Annotated in this window: 14 protein-coding genes; 9 read left to right on the top strand and 5 right to left on the bottom strand. The window is 61.7% G+C overall.

Annotated features, from left to right (window positions below; translation table 11 throughout):
- The first annotated feature begins 6 nt into the window (after window positions 1-6).
- The 3 genes from AC1Q6I_RS00165 to AC1Q6I_RS00155 all read left to right on the top strand — a co-directional run bounded on the left by AC1Q6I_RS00165 (window position 7) and on the right by AC1Q6I_RS00155 (window position 2,744).
- Entirely contained in the window at window positions 7-1,602 is a 1,596-nt protein-coding gene (locus AC1Q6I_RS00165) for a GMC family oxidoreductase (protein ID WP_102624177.1), read from the top strand.
- A 114-nt stretch (window positions 1,603-1,716) separates the two neighbouring features.
- Entirely contained in the window at window positions 1,717-2,196 is a 480-nt protein-coding gene (gene coaD, locus AC1Q6I_RS00160; protein ID WP_003176711.1) for a pantetheine-phosphate adenylyltransferase, read from the top strand.
- Window positions 2,197-2,492: 296 nt separating this feature from the next.
- Entirely contained in the window at window positions 2,493-2,744 is a 252-nt protein-coding gene (locus tag AC1Q6I_RS00155) for a YfhL family 4Fe-4S dicluster ferredoxin (RefSeq protein ID WP_010564414.1), read from the top strand.
- 124 nt (window positions 2,745-2,868) lie between these two features.
- Here AC1Q6I_RS00155 and mutM read toward each other — a convergent pair whose 3' ends face one another.
- Window positions 2,869-3,681 carry a bifunctional DNA-formamidopyrimidine glycosylase/DNA-(apurinic or apyrimidinic site) lyase gene (mutM, locus tag AC1Q6I_RS00150; RefSeq protein ID WP_024077929.1) on the bottom strand — a complete coding sequence of 271 codons (813 nt, stop codon included), beginning with the start codon at window positions 3,679-3,681 and terminating at the stop codon, window positions 2,869-2,871.
- Between the two features lie 21 nt (window positions 3,682-3,702).
- Window positions 3,703-4,569, bottom strand: coding sequence for an HDOD domain-containing protein (locus AC1Q6I_RS00145; RefSeq protein WP_024077930.1), 867 nt, complete (start codon window positions 4,567-4,569; stop codon window positions 3,703-3,705).
- Between the two features lie 133 nt (window positions 4,570-4,702).
- Here AC1Q6I_RS00145 and AC1Q6I_RS00140 point away from each other — a divergent pair, with 133 nt between their 5' ends.
- The gene (locus tag AC1Q6I_RS00140; protein ID WP_046381745.1) at window positions 4,703-5,899 is read left to right on the top strand and encodes a class I SAM-dependent rRNA methyltransferase; all 1,197 of its coding nucleotides are present in this window, start codon (window positions 4,703-4,705) and stop codon (window positions 5,897-5,899) included.
- Between the two features lie 225 nt (window positions 5,900-6,124).
- On the top strand, window positions 6,125-7,285 hold the full coding sequence (locus AC1Q6I_RS00135) for an MFS transporter (RefSeq protein ID WP_024077931.1): 1,161 nt from the start codon (window positions 6,125-6,127) through the stop codon (window positions 7,283-7,285).
- A gap of 124 nt (window positions 7,286-7,409) precedes the next feature.
- Here the strand turns inward: AC1Q6I_RS00135 and AC1Q6I_RS00130 are convergent, their stop codons facing one another.
- Window positions 7,410-7,868, bottom strand: coding sequence for an REP-associated tyrosine transposase (locus AC1Q6I_RS00130; protein ID WP_102624178.1), 459 nt, complete (start codon window positions 7,866-7,868; stop codon window positions 7,410-7,412).
- 386 nt (window positions 7,869-8,254) lie between these two features.
- On the opposite strand from AC1Q6I_RS00130, the gene ilvD reads away from it, so the two are divergent.
- Window positions 8,255-10,096 (top strand): dihydroxy-acid dehydratase, encoded by a 1,842-nt coding sequence (ilvD, locus tag AC1Q6I_RS00125; RefSeq protein WP_024077932.1) that lies wholly within the window; start codon window positions 8,255-8,257, stop codon window positions 10,094-10,096.
- A 189-nt stretch (window positions 10,097-10,285) separates the two neighbouring features.
- Here ilvD and AC1Q6I_RS00120 read toward each other — a convergent pair whose 3' ends face one another.
- Window positions 10,286-11,347, bottom strand: coding sequence for an HAD family hydrolase (locus AC1Q6I_RS00120; protein WP_102624179.1), 1,062 nt, complete (start codon window positions 11,345-11,347; stop codon window positions 10,286-10,288).
- Between the two features lie 241 nt (window positions 11,348-11,588).
- On the opposite strand from AC1Q6I_RS00120, the gene AC1Q6I_RS00115 reads away from it, so the two are divergent.
- Window positions 11,589-12,980 carry an L-cystine transporter gene (locus tag AC1Q6I_RS00115; protein ID WP_024077934.1) on the top strand — a complete coding sequence of 464 codons (1,392 nt, stop codon included), beginning with the start codon at window positions 11,589-11,591 and terminating at the stop codon, window positions 12,978-12,980.
- A 95-nt stretch (window positions 12,981-13,075) separates the two neighbouring features.
- Here the strand turns inward: AC1Q6I_RS00115 and AC1Q6I_RS00110 are convergent, their stop codons facing one another.
- Window positions 13,076-13,588 carry a dihydrofolate reductase gene (locus tag AC1Q6I_RS00110; RefSeq protein WP_069077225.1) on the bottom strand — a complete coding sequence of 171 codons (513 nt, stop codon included), beginning with the start codon at window positions 13,586-13,588 and terminating at the stop codon, window positions 13,076-13,078.
- 90 nt (window positions 13,589-13,678) lie between these two features.
- Between AC1Q6I_RS00110 and AC1Q6I_RS00105 the strand changes: the two genes are divergently transcribed.
- Together AC1Q6I_RS00105 and AC1Q6I_RS00100 are read left to right on the top strand one after the other, a co-directional pair.
- Window positions 13,679-15,058 carry a DUF2868 domain-containing protein gene (locus tag AC1Q6I_RS00105; protein WP_069077226.1) on the top strand — a complete coding sequence of 460 codons (1,380 nt, stop codon included), beginning with the start codon at window positions 13,679-13,681 and terminating at the stop codon, window positions 15,056-15,058.
- Entirely contained in the window at window positions 15,051-16,418 is a 1,368-nt protein-coding gene (locus tag AC1Q6I_RS00100) for a DUF3482 domain-containing protein (RefSeq protein WP_024077937.1), read from the top strand. Before AC1Q6I_RS00105 ends, AC1Q6I_RS00100 begins: the two co-directional genes overlap by 8 nt.
- The last annotated feature ends 3 nt before the right edge of the window (window positions 16,419-16,421 follow it).

The following is a 16,421-nucleotide window of genomic DNA, read 5'->3' as shown; positions in this document are numbered from 1 at the left end:
TCCTCTATGCCCGTACCCGATTTGTTTCGCGACGGCCTGGCCCGTGGCTGGAAAACCCACAACGGCGCCGCCCTGGACAACGACCTGACCCTGGATGCCGACGTCGCAATCATCGGCAGCGGTGCCGGCGGCGGCACCACCGCTGAGATCCTCAGCGCCGCCGGCTACAAAGTGCTGCTGATCGAAGAAGGCCCGCTCAAGACCAGCAGCGATTTCAAGCTGCTCGAAGATGAGGCTTACGCCAGCCTGTACCAAGAGGGCATCGGTCGCATGAGTAAGGATGGCGCCATTACCATCCTGCAAGGCCGGGCAGTGGGCGGCACGACGTTGATCAACTGGACCTCGAGTTTTCGCACCCCGGACGCCACCCTCGCCCACTGGGCCAGCGAATACGCGGTCAGGGGCCACAGCAGTGCCGAGATGGCGCCGTGGTTCGAAAAGATGGAGCGGCGCCTGGGCATCGCACCCTGGGCCATGCCGCCCAACGCCAATAACGATGTGATCCGCAAAGGTTGCGAGAAGCTCGGCTACAGCTGGCATGTGATCCCGCGCAACGTGCGCGGCTGTTTCAACCTGGGGTATTGCGGCATGGGCTGCCCGGTCAATGCCAAGCAGTCGATGCTGGTGACCACCATTCCCTCCACCCTGGAGAAAGGTGGTGAACTGCTCTACCTGGCCCGCGCCGAGCGCCTGAGATACAGCGGCGATACGATCAGCAGCCTGGAATGCGTGGCCATGGACGAACGCTGCGTGGCCCCCACCGGGCGCAAGATCACGGTCAAGGCCAAGCATTACGTACTCGCGGGTGGCGGCATCAATAGTCCGGCACTGCTGATGCGCTCGAACGCCCCTGACCCGCATTCACGGCTGGGCAAGCGTACGTTTTTGCACTTGGTGAATTTCTCCGCGGGGCTGTTCGATGAGGTGATCAACCCCTTCTACGGTGCGCCACAGTCGATCTATTCCGACCACTTCCAATGGCAGGACGGCACCACCGGCAAAATGTCCTACAAACTGGAAGCACCGCCGCTGCACCCGGCGCTGGCCAGCACCCTGCTCGGCGGCTACGGCACCCAGAACGCCCTGGACATGAGCCAATTGCCCCACACTCACGCCATGCTCGCCTTGCTGCGCGACGGTTTCCATCCCGATAGCCCCGGTGGCAGCGTGGAATTGCGCGGTGACGGTACGCCGGTGCTCGACTATCAGGTGTCGGACTACGCCTGGGACGGCCTGCGCCGCGCCTTCCACAGCATGGCCGAGATCCAGTTCGCGGCAGGTGCCAAGTCGGTCAAGCCGCTGCATCACGATGCGCAGTATGTGAAGACCCTGGCCGAAGCCCGTAGCCTGATCGACGGCCTTAACCTGGAATTGCACCGCACCTGCCTGGGCAGCGCCCATGTGATGGGCGGTTGCGCCATGGGCGAAGACCCGAAAAGTGCCGTGGCCGACAGCCTCGGTCGCCATCACCAGCTGCGCAATCTGTCGATCCATGATGGCTCGCTGTTCCCCACCAGCATTGGCGCCAACCCGCAGTTGTCGGTGTATGGATTGACCGCGCAACTGGCGTCGGCATTGGCCGAACGTCTGAAAACAGCATGAAAAAAGCCGGTATTCGGGGTGTCTATAGTGCTTTCTTCTGCATAAGTTGACTTGGCCGACCGGGATGGCTGCGATACCATCCGGTTCCCCAACGGACTCCGCCAGGACGACGCGATGAACCGAGTGTTGTACCCAGGTACCTTCGACCCGATTACCAAAGGCCATGGCGATCTGGTCGAACGTGCCTCACGCTTGTTCGACCACGTGATCATCGCGGTCGCGGCCAGCCCCAAGAAAAACCCGCTGTTTCCCCTGGAACAGCGCGTGGAGCTGGCGCGTGAGGTCACCAAGCACCTGCCTAACGTTGAAGTGGTGGGCTTCTCGACGTTGCTGGCGCACTTCGCCAAGGAGCAGAACGCCAATGTGTTCCTGCGCGGCTTGCGTGCGGTGTCGGACTTCGAATACGAATTCCAGCTGGCCAACATGAATCGCCAACTGGCGCCGGACGTGGAAAGCCTGTTCCTCACGCCGTCGGAACGTTATTCGTTCATTTCCTCGACGCTGGTCCGTGAAATCGCCGCATTGGGAGGGGATATCACCAAGTTCGTCCACCCGGCCGTGGCGGATGCACTGACGCTGCGCTTCAAGAAGTAATGCTCTTATTGGCAAGCCGGGTTTGACTGTGGCGAGCGGGCTTGCCCCGCGTTGGGCTGCGCAGCGGCCCTAAAACCAGGCGACCAGATTCTGCCTGAAACTACGCAGTGCCTTTATTGGGGCCGCTACGCAGCCCAACGCGGGGCAAGCCCGCTCGCCACAGCAACAAAGTAGTCCTCTACACGACATGCCGGACGGCCACAGGTCATGTGCACTCGCACTGCGGGCGCCAATGCGGCACAATTGCGCGCATTCGTTTTCAGATGCCTTGGCTGACAGCCCTGGCAGGAGTTTCCATGTCCCTGATCATCACCGACGATTGCATCAACTGCGACGTCTGCGAACCTGAGTGCCCGAACGCTGCGATTTCACAAGGCGAAGAGATCTATGTGATCGACCCCAACCTGTGCACCCAGTGCGTCGGCCACTACGACGAACCCCAGTGCCAGCAGGTGTGCCCGGTGGATTGCATTCCGCTGGATGAGGCACACCCCGAGACTGAAGCGCAGTTGATGGAGAAGTACCGGAAGATTACCGGTAAGGCTTGAGCTTCTTTAGTGCCTGTAAGGACCTCATCGGGGGCAAGCCCCCTCCCACACTTTGATTTGTGAATACCCTCAAAATGTGGGAGAGGGCTTGCCCCCGATAGCGATATCAGCCTTTACACCGCAATCAACTCTGGCACTTGGGGCAAAACACACTCGCCCGTTGCCCCAGCACCACGTTGCGCAATTCGCTCCCACAGACCTTGCACGCCTCGCCACCCCGGCCGTAGACGAACAATTCCTGCTGGAAATACCCCGGCTGCCCGTCACCGCCGATAAAGTCGCGCAACGTGGTGCCGCCACGCTCGATCGCCGCCGCCAGAATGCGCTTGATCTCGATCGCCAGCTTCAAATAACGCCCGCGTGAAATGCCGCCGGCGGCGCGACGCGGATCAATCCCCGCCGCAAACAACGCCTCAGTCGCATAGATATTGCCCACGCCGACCACCACCGCGTTGTCCATGATGAACGGTTTCACCGCCATCGACTTGCCGCGAGACAGTTGAAACAAACGCTCACCGTCGAACAGCTCGGTCAACGGCTCCGGCCCCAGGCGCAGCAGCAGTTCGTGGTTATGCGGGTCCTGGCTCCAGAGCATTGCGCCGAAACGCCGAGGGTCGGTGTAACGCAGGGCCAGGCCGGATTCAAGCTCGATGTCCACATGCTCATGCTTGGCCGCCGGCATGCCGACCTCCACCAGGCGCAGGTTACCGGACATGCCCAGGTGGCTGATCAAGGTGCCCACTTCGGCGTTGATCAACAGGTACTTGGCCCGTCGTTCCACCAGCACGATACGCTGCCCGGACAGGCGCACATCCAGGTCTTCCGGGATCGGCCAGCGCAGGCGCCGTTCGCGCACCACGACGCGGCTGACCCGCTGGCCTTCCAGGTGCGGCGCGATCCCGCGCCGGGTGGTTTCGACTTCAGGTAACTCGGGCATGTGGACCTCTTGAAGGGGGGATCAGTGCGCGCCCAGCTCGCGGATCGACAGCTTCATGCTTTCGAAGTCGTAGTCCGACAGGCCCACGTAGTCCAGCACCAGGTGGCCAATGGCGTTCCACTCATGGTCCTCCGCCTGGTTGCCCAACACGCGGTAGGACGAGCAGATGTGCTCGGCCATTTTCAGGATCGCCAGCAGGTTTTTCAGCTGCGGATTGCGCGACGACTCATCGCTGAAGATCGCCAGGGCATTGTGGTGGTTGGCGATGGCATCGGTCACATGCTCCGGCAGGCGCCAGGACTTGGCCGTGTAGTAGCCGACCACGGCGTGGTTGGTGTTGAACGCATTGTTCTCGGTGTCGACTACCCGGCAATCGGCGCCGGCGTTGGCGTAGGCCTCTTCGAGCACCGCCATGTAGTCGGGGAAGCGCTTGAGCATCAACGGCACGCCGCAGTCGTGGAACAGGCCCAAGGCATAAGCCTCGTCGACTGCTTGGGAACCGGTGCGCTTGGCCAGGGTCAGGCAGGTCATCGCCACATCCTGGGCGGTGTCCCAGAAACGATTGAGCGTAACGATGGTATCGTCGCTCATCTCGCCTTTGATCGACAATGCGTTGATCAGGTTGATGATCGAACGGCTCCCCAACAGGTTAACCGCGCGCTGGATCGAAGCGATCTTGTTGCTCAAGCCGTAATACGACGAGTTGACGATCTTCAACAGCGCACCGGAAAGGCCTGGATCCTGGGAAATCAGCCGCGCAATCACTTCCAGGTCCGGATCGGGCATGTACTGCTCCATCTGCAAATCCACCATGATTTGCGGCTGAGGCGGTACGCTGATGCCTTGCAAGGCCTGTTGGATCTGTTCGGCGGAAAGCTCTGGGGACATAAGTGCATACTCTGGGCTAGGCGGAGATTCTAACCCTTATCCACGGCGCGCCGACACCTTCCCGCACATCCGGCAGCCCGGCCATTTCCTACACAACACGGTATACTCCCGCTCTTTTTTCCGGAGCGACGTCATGTCCCTGCCAAGCCTGCGTCTCAAAGCCAACGCCGATCGTCGTTTGCGCAACGGCCACCTGTGGGTCTACAGCAACGAAATCGACGTGGCCGCCACACCTCTTCACGGCTTCCAGGCAGGCGACCAGGCCATCCTGGAAGCGGCCGGCGGCAAGACCCTGGGCATCGTGGCCATGAGCCCGAACAACCTGATCTGCGCACGCCTGCTGTCGCGTGACATCAAGTTGCCCCTGGACAAATCGCTGCTGGTGCACCGCCTCAACGTCGCCCTGTCCCTGCGCGACCGCCTGTTCGACAAGCCGTTCTACCGCCTGGTCTACGGCGATTCCGACCTGTTGCCAGGCCTGGTGGTCGACCGTTTCGGCGACATCCTGGTGGTACAGATCGCCTCGGCGACCATGGAAGCCCATAAAGAAGACGTGATCGCCGCCTTGACCCAAGTGCTCAAGCCGAGCGGCATCCTGTTCAAGAATGACTCCGCCGCGCGCGATGCCGAAGGCCTCAACCGCTACGTCGAGACCGTGTTCGGCCTGGTGCCGGAGTGGGTCGCGCTGGAAGAGAACGGCGTGAAATTCGAAGCCCCGGTGATCCAGGGCCAGAAAACCGGCTGGTTCTACGACCACCGCATGAACCGCGCGCGCCTGGCGCCGTATGCCAAAGGCAAACGTGTACTCGACCTGTACAGCTACATCGGTGGCTGGGGCGTGCAAGCGGCAGCCTTCGGCGCCACTGAAGTATTCTGCGTCGACGCCTCGGCCTTCGCCCTCGACGGCGTCGAGCGCAACGCCGCGCTCAATGGTGTCGCCGAGAAAATGACCTGCATCGAAGGCGACGTCTTCGAAGCCCTGAAGGAACTCAAAGCCAGCGAAGAACGCTTCGACGTGATCGTCGCCGACCCACCGGCCTTCATCAAACGCAAAAAAGACATGAAAAACGGCGAAGGCGCCTACCGCCGCCTCAACGAGCAAGCCATGCGCCTGCTCAGCAAGGACGGCATCCTCGTCAGCGCCTCATGCTCCATGCACCTGCCGGAAGACGACCTGCAAAACATCCTGCTGACCAGCGCCCGTCACCTGGACCGCAATATCCAGATGCTCGAGCGCGGCGGCCAGGGTCCGGATCACCCGGTGCATCCGGCGATTGTCGAGACGCGCTATATCAAGAGCATTACGTGCCGGTTGTTGCCCAATAGCTAAATACCGAAACCGTCCCCCTGTAGGAGCGGGCTTGCTCGCGAAAAACTCATAGACGACGCGGGCTACCTGATAGCACTGCGTTATCGTTGACGTTTTTCGCGAGCAAGCTCGCTCCTACAGGGGCGGCGTACACCAATACGGGACGCTTCGCACAATAGATTTGATTGAATTCCATCTTTCGCAGACTAGTATCGGTTTCTGGTTTTACTCCGGAAAACAAAAGCAATGTCTGGGCCCACCCTCTCCCGCTTTATCCTCATCACCTGCATTTCACTGATCAGCTTCTTCCCTATCAACATCCTACTGCCCTCTTTCCCCGCGCTGGCAACCCGGTTTGACACGCCCAGCGCAGACATCGCGCTGTCCATCAGCCTGTTCACCCTGGTCTTTTCCATCTCTCAACTGGTCACCGGTCCGCTTTCGGATAAATGGGGGCGCAAGAACGTGCTGCTCGGCTGCATCACGTTGTCGATTGTCGGAGCAATAGGCTGCGCACTGGCGTCGAATTACCTGACCTTCCTGCTGTTTCGCGCGGTGCAGGCCATGGGCTGTGGATTCTTTGTATTGGGCCATGCACTGGTGGAAGACCTGTTCGACGAACAGGACCGAGTCCGGGTGCGCCTCTATTACATGACCCTGAGCGGCTCGTTTGTCGCCTTGTCACCGCTGATCGGCTCCTGGCTGCAAACCACCTTCGACTGGCAAGGGAGCTTCTATGCGTTCGCACTCATGGCATTGGGCATGTTTCTCCATGCGTTTTGCATCCTGCCTTCCAAGGCTGCCAGCCCTCACAGCGCGCCCGTCTCGATCCCAGGCACGCTCAAGGCGGTCGCGGCCAATCGCGACTTCCTGCGCTACTGGTGGATCGCCGCCCTGGTGTTTGCCTGCTACTTCGCCTTGATCAGCGTGACACCGCTGATTTTCATGGATGCGCTGAAGCTTTCCGAATATCAGTACGCGCTGGTGCTGATGGTGTACGGCGCGGCTTATCTCCTCGGCGGAGTGGCAGCCTCGTACCTGCAAAAACTTATCGCGCTGTCCCGGCAAATCAATATCGGTCTTGGGTTGTTGCTGGTCGCGGGTGTGCTGCTGGCGCTGATTATCATCTTTGAAGCCATTACCACAGTGACCCTGCTCATTCCGATGATGATCAGCGCACTGGCGGTCACCCTGATTCGTCCCGCCGCAATTTCGGCGGCGATGCTGTTGTTTTCAAGCAGCGCGGGCACAGCAGCATCAGCAGGAAATAGCATCATGTTCTTCACCGCCGCCGTCAGCAGCGCAGCGCTTGCGCAAACCGGCAGTCATTTGCTGATGACGATTGCCGTGAGCTTTATCATCTTCAGCCTGTGGGGTTGGCTGACCAATGCGCGGGTCGGACACTGACACTGTCCCCCTGTAGGAGCGAGCTCGCTCGCGAAAAACTCATAGACGACTCGGGCCATCTGATAGCGCTGCGTCATCGTTGACGCTTTTCGCGAGCAAGCTCGCTCCTACAGGGGAGAAGAGGTCACAACCAGATGGCGTCCCATAGCGGGTACTGGCCGATATGCTCGACTAGCCCTGCACGCAAGGGATTGGCCACGATATAGCGGGCCATTGCTTTCAGATCTTCCTCCCGACGCAGTGCGCGGTCGAAGTAACCTTTTTGCCATAGGGTCCCGAACGAACACCTGGCCTGGTTGATGGCACGGGCACTTCGCGACTTGGTGATTCGCATCAGCCTTGGCAAGTCGCCGTTATGCAACTCGACCAGCCAATGGAAATGGTCAGGCATGACCACCCAGGCCAGCGAAGTCGCCTCACCCTTGTCCTGAGCCGCCCTGAATTCACTGACAAGCAACCGACCGACGCGCCAGTCCTGAAAGACCCATTGCCGTTGATGGGTAACCGCAGTGATCAGGTAAATTTGGCCTGACTCCGAATAGCGCCCGGTACGCAGCCGATGTGCATGTTGCTGGGTGGACATTCCTTCGTCCTCTTCTGTGAATGGAGGAGAAACGGTAGGCGTAGCGGCGTCGACTGACCTTTTAAACAGTGGTTCTGAATATGTCCGGTCCCTGTAGGAGCGAGCTCGCTCGCGAAAAACTCATAGACGACTCGGGCCATCTGATAGCGCTGCGTTATCGTTGACGTTTTTCGCGAGCAAGCTCCCTCCTACAGGAAGACGGTGTAGAATCGGCCCTATTCATCGCCAGTCATCCCCCGGCGGGTTTATGAGCTCAAGGCCAATGCGCACGGCGATCCCGTCACGTTTGCGGCAACTTCCGGACACCAGTGCCATTTTTCGGGTGTTCCAGACGTCAATAGAAGCTCACTCCCCTTTGATACCGATTAGCCGCCCGGAGTGCTCCAATGCCTGATTACCGCTCGAAAACATCCACCCACGGCCGCAACATGGCCGGCGCCCGCGCACTGTGGCGGGCCACTGGGATGAAAGATGACGACTTCAAAAAGCCGATCATCGCGATTGCCAACTCGTTCACCCAGTTCGTACCGGGTCACGTGCACCTCAAGGACCTGGGCCAGCTGGTCGCCCGCGAGATCGAACGCGCTGGCGGCGTGGCCAAGGAATTCAACACCATCGCCGTGGACGACGGCATCGCCATGGGCCATGACGGCATGCTGTACTCGCTGCCGAGCCGCGAGATCATCGCCGATTCCGTCGAGTACATGGTCAACGCCCACTGCGCCGACGCCATCGTCTGCATCTCGAACTGCGACAAGATCACCCCCGGCATGCTGATGGCCGCCCTGCGCCTGAATGTGCCGGTGATCTTCGTCTCCGGCGGCCCGATGGAAGCCGGCAAGACCAAGCTGGCCTCCCACGGCCTCGACCTGGTGGACGCCATGGTCATCGCCGCCGATTCCAGCGCTTCTGACGAGAAGGTCGCGGAATACGAGCGCAGCGCCTGCCCGACCTGCGGCTCATGCTCCGGCATGTTCACCGCCAACTCGATGAACTGCCTGGTGGAAGCCCTGGGCCTGGCCTTGCCGGGCAACGGTTCGACACTGGCCACCCACAGCGACCGCGAGCAACTGTTCCTGCAGGCCGGCCGCACCATCGTCGAGCTGTGCAAGCGTTACTACGGCGAGAACGATGAGTCGGTATTGCCGCGCAATATCGCCAACTTCAAGGCGTTCGAAAACGCCATGACCCTGGACATCGCCATGGGCGGTTCCACCAACACCATCCTGCACTTGCTGGCCGCGGCCCAGGAAGCCGAGATCGATTTCGACCTGCGCGACATCGACCGCCTGTCCCGCCACGTGCCGCAACTGTGCAAGGTCGCGCCGAACATCCAGAAGTACCACATGGAAGACGTGCACCGCGCCGGCGGGATCTTCTCCATCCTGGGCTCCCTGGCCCGTGGCGGCCTGCTGCACACCGACCTGCCGACCGTACACAGCAAGTCCCTCGCCGAAGGCATCGCCAAGTGGGACATCACCCTCACGGACGACGAAGCCGTGCACACCTTCTTCAAGGCCGGCCCGGCGGGTATCCCGACCCAGACCGCGTTCAGCCAGTCGACCCGCTGGGACACCCTCGACGACGACCGTGAAAACGGCTGCATCCGCAGCGTCGAGCACGCCTACTCGAAAGAGGGCGGCCTTGCTGTGCTGTACGGCAACATCGCCCTGGACGGCTGCGTGGTGAAAACCGCCGGCGTGGATGAGTCGATCCACGTGTTCGAAGGCAACGCCAAGATCTTCGAAAGCCAGGACAGCGCGGTACGCGGCATCCTCGCCGACGAAGTCAAGGAAGGCGACATCGTGATCATCCGCTACGAAGGCCCGAAAGGCGGCCCGGGTATGCAGGAGATGCTCTACCCGACGTCCTACCTGAAATCCAAGGGCCTGGGCAAAGCCTGTGCCCTGCTGACCGACGGCCGCTTCTCCGGCGGCACCTCGGGCCTGTCCATCGGCCACGCTTCGCCGGAAGCCGCTGCTGGCGGCGCGATCGGCCTGGTGCAGGATGGCGACAAGGTGCTGATCGACATTCCAAACCGTTCGATCAACCTGTTGATCAGCGACGAAGAACTGGCTGCGCGCCGGGTCGAGCAGGACAAGAAAGGCTGGAAACCGGTGGAGAAGCGTCCGCGCAAAGTCACCACGGCGCTGAAAGCCTATGCCCTGCTGGCCACCAGTGCCGACAAGGGTGCCGTGCGTAACAAGGCGATGCTCGACGGCCTGTAAGCCTCGCGCATAAAAATGCCCCGCCAAGTGCGGGGCATTTTTTTTGCCTGGAACAACTCTTCAAAACACTGAAGATCAACTGTGGGAGGGGGCTTGCCCCGATGGCAGCGTGTCAGTAGATACATCCACAGCTGACCCACCGCTATCGGGGGCAAGCCCCCTCCCACATTTCTGACCGCATTCGGCCCGTTACTGGATTTCGTCAGGCTTGACGATCACCCAGTTCTTGTCCGCCGTCACCGGCAACCCTTCCTTGGCCTGCGCTGCCGCGTGCTTGGCGATCATGCCGTTGAGCTGGGTCATGTACTTGTCCTTGCGGTTGACCCACAGATGGATGCCGCCCTTGGCCACGTCCACATCGTGGAACAGCATGTAGCCGTCGCTGGTCGGGGTATCGCCACCGACGATCACTGGTTTTTTCCATTCGTCGATGTAGGTCAGGATTGCGGCGTGTTTGCCGGCCATCCAGGTGGCGGGGGTCCACAGGTACGGGGTCAGTTCCAGGCCGAGGTTGGCTTTCTCGTCATATTTACCGGCGCTGATCTGCTTGCGCGCCGTGGTCAGCTCGCCGGTCTTGCGGTCCTTGAGCAAGGTGGTCACGCCGATGACGTTCTCGGGCTTGACGTTATAGCCGTACTTCGGATCGGCGGCGACCATGCGCACCAGCTCTTCCGAGGCAGCGGTCATCACGTACACCTCGATGCCGTTTTCCATCAGTTTGTTGTACAGCTCGGCCTGGCCGGTGAAGACTTTCGGCGGCTGTACTTCGGAGTTCTTCACCACGTCGCCTTCGAAGTAGCTGACCGGTACCGGCTTGCCGGAGGCCATCAACTCATCGACCTGAACCTTGAGCTCCTTGAGGGTAAAACCTGCAAACACTTGGGCGACCCACGGGTAGCAGACCATGTCGTCCACTTCGCAGAGGCGATAGTAGTAACTGAACAGGCTTTCCTTATGGTCGGCGGTGTCTTTGAACGGGATGAGCTTGAGCGACGGGTCGAGCGTGTCGCGGGTGATCAGGCCCTTGTTTTCCATGTAGGGCAGCAGGGACTCTTCGAGGTCGTAGCGATAGCTGGTGTTGTCCATGTCGAACACCGCAAAGTTACCTTTGTTGGCATTGGCGGCGATCATTTCGTCCAGTTGCTTGGCGGCGGGTGCCGGCCAGTGCTTCAACTCGGTGGCGGCGAACGCCTGGCTGGCGAGGCCTAGGCAGAATGCGGCGGATACCAGTAGTTTCGATACGAGCTTCATAGGCGTTGTCTCCCTGAGTGAAAGACATCGACGCTAACAAATCTCTGTGACAGTTACCGCCCGAGCACGACCGCCTCCATCGCGATTGCGCCAATGGCATGTGCCTGAGCGTCAAACGCTTATTCCAAAAACGACAGACGCCATTCCATATCGGTATTAAATCATTATATTTCAAGCTGTTAGGCTTCCCGGTTCGCAATCGCAGGCTCACGCGATTGGCTGCCTTCTCAACGGAGCTTCAATGAATCTGCCCCTGATTCTCAACTTACTGGTGTTCGTGGCCTTGCTATTGGGCCTGGCACAAACCCGTCGCACCCACTGGAGCCTCGCCAAGAAGGTTCTGTTCGCCCTGGTACTGGGCGTGGCGTTCGGTGTGGCCCTGCACGCCATTTATGGCGCCGGCAACCCGGTGCTCAAGGCCTCCATCGGCTGGTTCGACCTGGTCGGCAATGGTTATGTGCAGTTGCTGCAGATGATCGTGATCCCGCTGGTGTTCGCCTCGATCCTCAGTGCCGTGGCGCGCCTGCATAACGCCGCGTCCCTGGGCAAGATCAGCTTCCTGACCATCGGCACGCTGCTGTTCACCACGGCGATTGCAGCCCTGATCGGCATCGGCCTGACCAACCTGTTCGGCCTCACCGCCGAAGGCCTGGTGGCCGGCACCCAGGAAATGGCGCGCCTGCAAGTCATCCAGAGCGATTACGCGGGCAAGGTCGCCGACCTGAATATCCCGCAGTTGCTGCTCTCATTCGTGCCGGCCAACCCGTTCGCCGACCTGGCGCGGGCCAAGCCGACGTCGATCATCAGTGTGGTGATCTTCGCCGCATTCCTAGGGGTTGCCGCGCTGCAACTGCTCAAGGATGACGTGGAGAAAGGCCAGAAAGTGCTCAACGCCATCGACACCCTGCAAGCCTGGGTGATGCGCCTGGTGCGCCTGGTGATGAAGCTGACGCCCTACGGTGTATTGGCGCTGATGACCAAGGTGGTCGCCAGCTCCAACCTGCAAGACATCATCAAGCTCGGCAGTTTTGTCGTGGTCTCGTACCTGGCCCTGGGGCTGATGTTCGTGGTGCATGGCCTGCTGCTGTCGCTGGCCGGGATCAACCCGCTGCGCTTCTTCCGCAAGGTGTGGCCGGTGCTGACCTTTGCCTTTACCAGCCGCTCCAGCGCGGCGGCGATCCCGCTGAGCATCGAAGCGCAGACCCGTCGCCTGGGGATCCCGCACTCCATCGCCGGTTTCGCCGCCTCGTTCGGCGCCACCATCGGCCAGAACGGCTGCGCCGGCCTGTACCCTGCCATGTTGGCGGTGATGGTCGCGCCGACCGTGGGCATCAACCCGCTGGACCCGCTGTGGATCGCGACCCTGGTGGCCATTGTGACCTTAAGCTCGGCCGGTGTGGCGGGCGTGGGTGGCGGTGCGACATTCGCCGCACTGATCGTATTGCCAGCCATGGGCTTGCCGGTGTCACTGGTGGCGCTGCTGATTTCCGTGGAGCCGCTGATCGACATGGGCCGCACGGCGTTGAACGTGAATGGTTCGATGACAGCGGGGGCGATTACCAGCCAGATCATGCAGCAGACGGATAAAGCGTTGTTGGATGCCGATGAGCATGCCGAATTAGCGCAGGCCTGATAGGCCGCTATCGGGGGCAAGCCCCCTCCCACATTCGACCGCATTCTCATGTTGGAACTCGATCAACTGTGGGAGGGGGCTTGCCCCCGATGCTTTTAGACTTTTTCCCAGACTTCGAAGGTGTAAGCCGGCTTATCACCTTCGGCTGGGTTCGGCAGATTGGAGACCAACGTCCACTGGTTCGTATCAAAATCCGGAAACCACGCATCCCCATCCGGGCTCAACGCCACCCGCGTCAAATACAGGCGATCCGCCTGCGCCAGCCCCTGCTCATACAGCTGCGCGCCGCCGATCAGCATCAGCTCATCCACGCCCTGCTCCAGCGCCCAGGCCTCAGCCCGCGCCACGGCGGCATCGAGTGACGGAAAAACTTCCGCACCTTCAAGCGCCAGATCGGTCTGACGACTGACCACAATGTTCAAGCGCCCCGGCAGCGGTCGGCCCAGGGAATCCCAGGTCTTGCGCCCCATGATGATCGGCTTGCCCAGGGTGGTGGCCTTGAAATATTTGAAATCCCCCGGCAAATGCCAGGGCATGCTGTTGTCGACGCCGATCACACGGTTTTCACCGAGGGCTGCGATCAGGCTTAAAGGGAGAGTTTTTTTCATGGCGACGAGAATACCAGAGCAGCACGCCGCGTACCCCAACCAGGTGCACAGCGGTTATGCTCCAGGCTCACGAACACAACAGGACGGCGCGTGACTGCACTGACCCCCCTGCACACACTCTGGCTGACGGAAACCGTGCGCCTGCGTGAAGAACACGCCGGCCCCTTGGAAGACCTCGAAGCCAACCGCCTGGCCCGTACGGCCGGCGGCGATCTGCCGACGCGCATCCAGCAGCGCGCTCTGCACCTGGCCGAGCGCGATGGCCTGACGGCCGCCCTTGCTCGCTGGCTGCAAGGTGCGCGCCTGGCGCTGCTGCTGCTGGCAATAGTCGCAGTGATCAGCGGTGCCGGCCTGGCCTTTGCCGCGCTGGGTAACGGCTTGATCCCGGTGAACGTATTCTGGGCCCTGGGCAGCCTGCTCGGCTTAAACCTGATCCTGTTAATCAGCTGGGCTTTGGGCCTGCTGTTTGCCGGCGAACACAGCGCCAGCCTTGGGCGACTGTGGTTGTGGCTCAGCGAAAAGCTCGCCCGTGACGCCAAGGCCGCACAACTGGCGCCAGCGCTTTTACTGCTGCTGCAACGACAGAAACTCAATCGCTGGGCGGTCGGTGTGCTGGTCAACAGCCTGTGGGTGTTGGCGCTGCTCAGTGCCCTGGTGATTCTGCTGACGCTGCTCGCTACCCGCCGCTACGGCTTTGTGTGGGAAACCACCATTCTGGGCGCCGATACCTTTGTCGCCGTCACCCAGGCCCTCGGCACCCTGCCCGCCCTGCTGGGCTTCAATGTGCCAACCGTCGACATGATCCGCGCCAGCGGCGATTCCGCGCTGAATATCGAAAGCGCCCGCCAAGCCTGGGCCGCCTGGCTGGTGGGCGTGCTGCTGGTCTATGGCTTGATGCCCCGCTTGATCCTCGCCCTGCTGTGCCTGTGGCGCTGGAAACGCGGGCGCGCCGCCCTGCGCCTGGACCTCAACCTGCCCGGCTACAGCCAGTTGCGCGAACGCCTGATGCCGAGCAGCGAGCGCCTTGGGGTCAACGATGCCGCGCCCGAACAGCTGCACCACGTCAGCGGCGGCGTCAGTGAATTGGAAAGCGATGGCGCGCTGCTGGTGGCCATCGAGCTGGACGACCAGCACCCCTGGCCGCCCAAGCTGCCCTCCAGCGTCAAGAACGCCGGCATCCTCGACAGCCGCGAATCGCGCAACAAGCTGCTGGAACAACTCGCCCGCTTTCCACCTGCGCGCCTGGCCATCGCCTGCGATCCACGCCGCTCGCCGGACCGCGGCAGCCTGGCGCTGATCGCCGAGCTGGCACGCAGCGCCAGCGCTACCCGGGTGTGGCTGCTGCAAGCCCCGCCCGGCCAGGCGCTGGATGCCGAGCGCCTGGGCGACTGGCACGCCGCGCTGCAACAGCTTGAACTACCGTTCGCCGATTGCGCGCCGCTGAACTGGCTGGAGACCGGTCATGACTAAACCGCTGAAACTCGCCGTGGTCGGCCACACCAACGTCGGCAAGACCTCCCTGCTGCGCACGCTGACCCGTGACGTCGGCTTCGGCGAAGTCTCCCATCGCCCCAGCACCACACGCCATGTCGAAGGCGCGCGTTTGTCGGTGGATGGCGAAGCCTTGCTGGAGCTTTACGACACCCCCGGCCTGGAAGATGCCATCGCCCTGCTCGACTACCTGGAGCGCCTGGAACGCCCCGGCGAACGCCTGGACGGCCCTGCACGCCTGGTGCGGTTTCTGGACGGCAGCGAAGCGCGCCAGCGGTTCGAACAGGAAGCCAAGGTGCTGCGCCAGTTGCTCGCCTCCGACGCCGGCCTGTATGTGATCGACGCCCGCGAGCCGGTGCTGGCCAAGTATCGCGATGAACTGCAAGTGCTGGCCAGTTGCGGCAAACCGCTGCTGCCCGTACTCAACTTTGTCAGCAGCAACGACCACCGCGAGCCGGACTGGCGCGAAGCCCTGGCCCGCCTCGGCCTGCATGCGCTGGTGCGCTTTGACAGCGTGGCGCCGCCGGAAGACGGCGAACGGCGCTTGTATGAAAGCCTTGCCCTGCTGCTGGAAAACGCGCGGCCGCAACTGGAAAGGCTGATTCTCGATCAACACGCCCAACGCCAGGCTCGTCAGCAAAGCGCTGCGCGGTTGATTGCCGAATTGCTGATCGACTGCGCCGCTTGCCGCCGCAGCGTGGTCACCGAAGACGAACAGCAAGCCATCGGTGACCTGCGCAAAGCGGTGCGCCAGCGCGAACAAAAATGCGTGGAAGCCCTGCTCAAACTATTCGGCTTCCGCCCCCAGGATGCCGCCGCCAGCGACCTGCCCTTGCTCGACGGCCGCTGGGGTGATGACCTGTTCAACCCGGAAACCCTCAAGCAACTCGGCGTGCGCGTCGGAGGTGGCATCGCCGCAGGCGCTGCCGCGGGTGCCGGTGTGGACCTGCTGGTCGGTGGCCTGACGCTTGGCGCCGCCGCCCTGGCCGGCGCGATTGCCGGCGGCGCACTGCAAACCGCGCGCAGCTATGGCAGCCGACTGCTGGGCAAAATCAAAGGCCAGCGTGAGCTGACCGTCGACGATAGCGTGCTGCGCCTGCTCGCCCTGCGCCAACGCCAGTTGCTCAAGGCCCTTAACCTGCGCGGTCATGCGGCGATGCACAGCATCAAGGTCGACACGCCGCAGGACAAGACCTGGCGTGAAGGCAAGCTGCCGGAAGCCTTGCACAAGGCCCGCGCTCACCCGCAATGGTCGTCCCTCAACCCAAACGCCAAATTGAGCCAGGCCGAGCGTCAGGAGCAGGTCGAAGCCCTGGCCGCCCGACTCGATGAAGCCTGACCG

The sequence above is a fragment of the Pseudomonas sp. MPR-R2A5 genome, from assembly GCF_058793055.1.
This window is presented reverse-complemented; position numbering and strand designations above follow the sequence as displayed.

Coding starts and splice junctions, on each gene's coding strand:
- AC1Q6I_RS00165 (WP_102624177.1), top strand. CDS start 7: ATGCCCGTACCCGATTTGTTTCGCGACGGCCTGGCCCGTGGCTGGAAA.
- coaD (WP_003176711.1), top strand. CDS start 1,717: ATGAACCGAGTGTTGTACCCAGGTACCTTCGACCCGATTACCAAAGGC.
- AC1Q6I_RS00155 (WP_010564414.1), top strand. CDS start 2,493: ATGTCCCTGATCATCACCGACGATTGCATCAACTGCGACGTCTGCGAA.
- mutM (WP_024077929.1), bottom strand. CDS start 3,681: ATGCCCGAGTTACCTGAAGTCGAAACCACCCGGCGCGGGATCGCGCCG.
- AC1Q6I_RS00145 (WP_024077930.1), bottom strand. CDS start 4,569: ATGTCCCCAGAGCTTTCCGCCGAACAGATCCAACAGGCCTTGCAAGGC.
- AC1Q6I_RS00140 (WP_046381745.1), top strand. CDS start 4,703: ATGTCCCTGCCAAGCCTGCGTCTCAAAGCCAACGCCGATCGTCGTTTG.
- AC1Q6I_RS00135 (WP_024077931.1), top strand. CDS start 6,125: ATGTCTGGGCCCACCCTCTCCCGCTTTATCCTCATCACCTGCATTTCA.
- AC1Q6I_RS00130 (WP_102624178.1), bottom strand. CDS start 7,868: ATGTCCACCCAGCAACATGCACATCGGCTGCGTACCGGGCGCTATTCG.
- ilvD (WP_024077932.1), top strand. CDS start 8,255: ATGCCTGATTACCGCTCGAAAACATCCACCCACGGCCGCAACATGGCC.
- AC1Q6I_RS00120 (WP_102624179.1), bottom strand. CDS start 11,347: ATGAAGCTCGTATCGAAACTACTGGTATCCGCCGCATTCTGCCTAGGC.
- AC1Q6I_RS00115 (WP_024077934.1), top strand. CDS start 11,589: ATGAATCTGCCCCTGATTCTCAACTTACTGGTGTTCGTGGCCTTGCTA.
- AC1Q6I_RS00110 (WP_069077225.1), bottom strand. CDS start 13,588: ATGAAAAAAACTCTCCCTTTAAGCCTGATCGCAGCCCTCGGTGAAAAC.
- AC1Q6I_RS00100 (WP_024077937.1), top strand. CDS start 15,051: ATGACTAAACCGCTGAAACTCGCCGTGGTCGGCCACACCAACGTCGGC.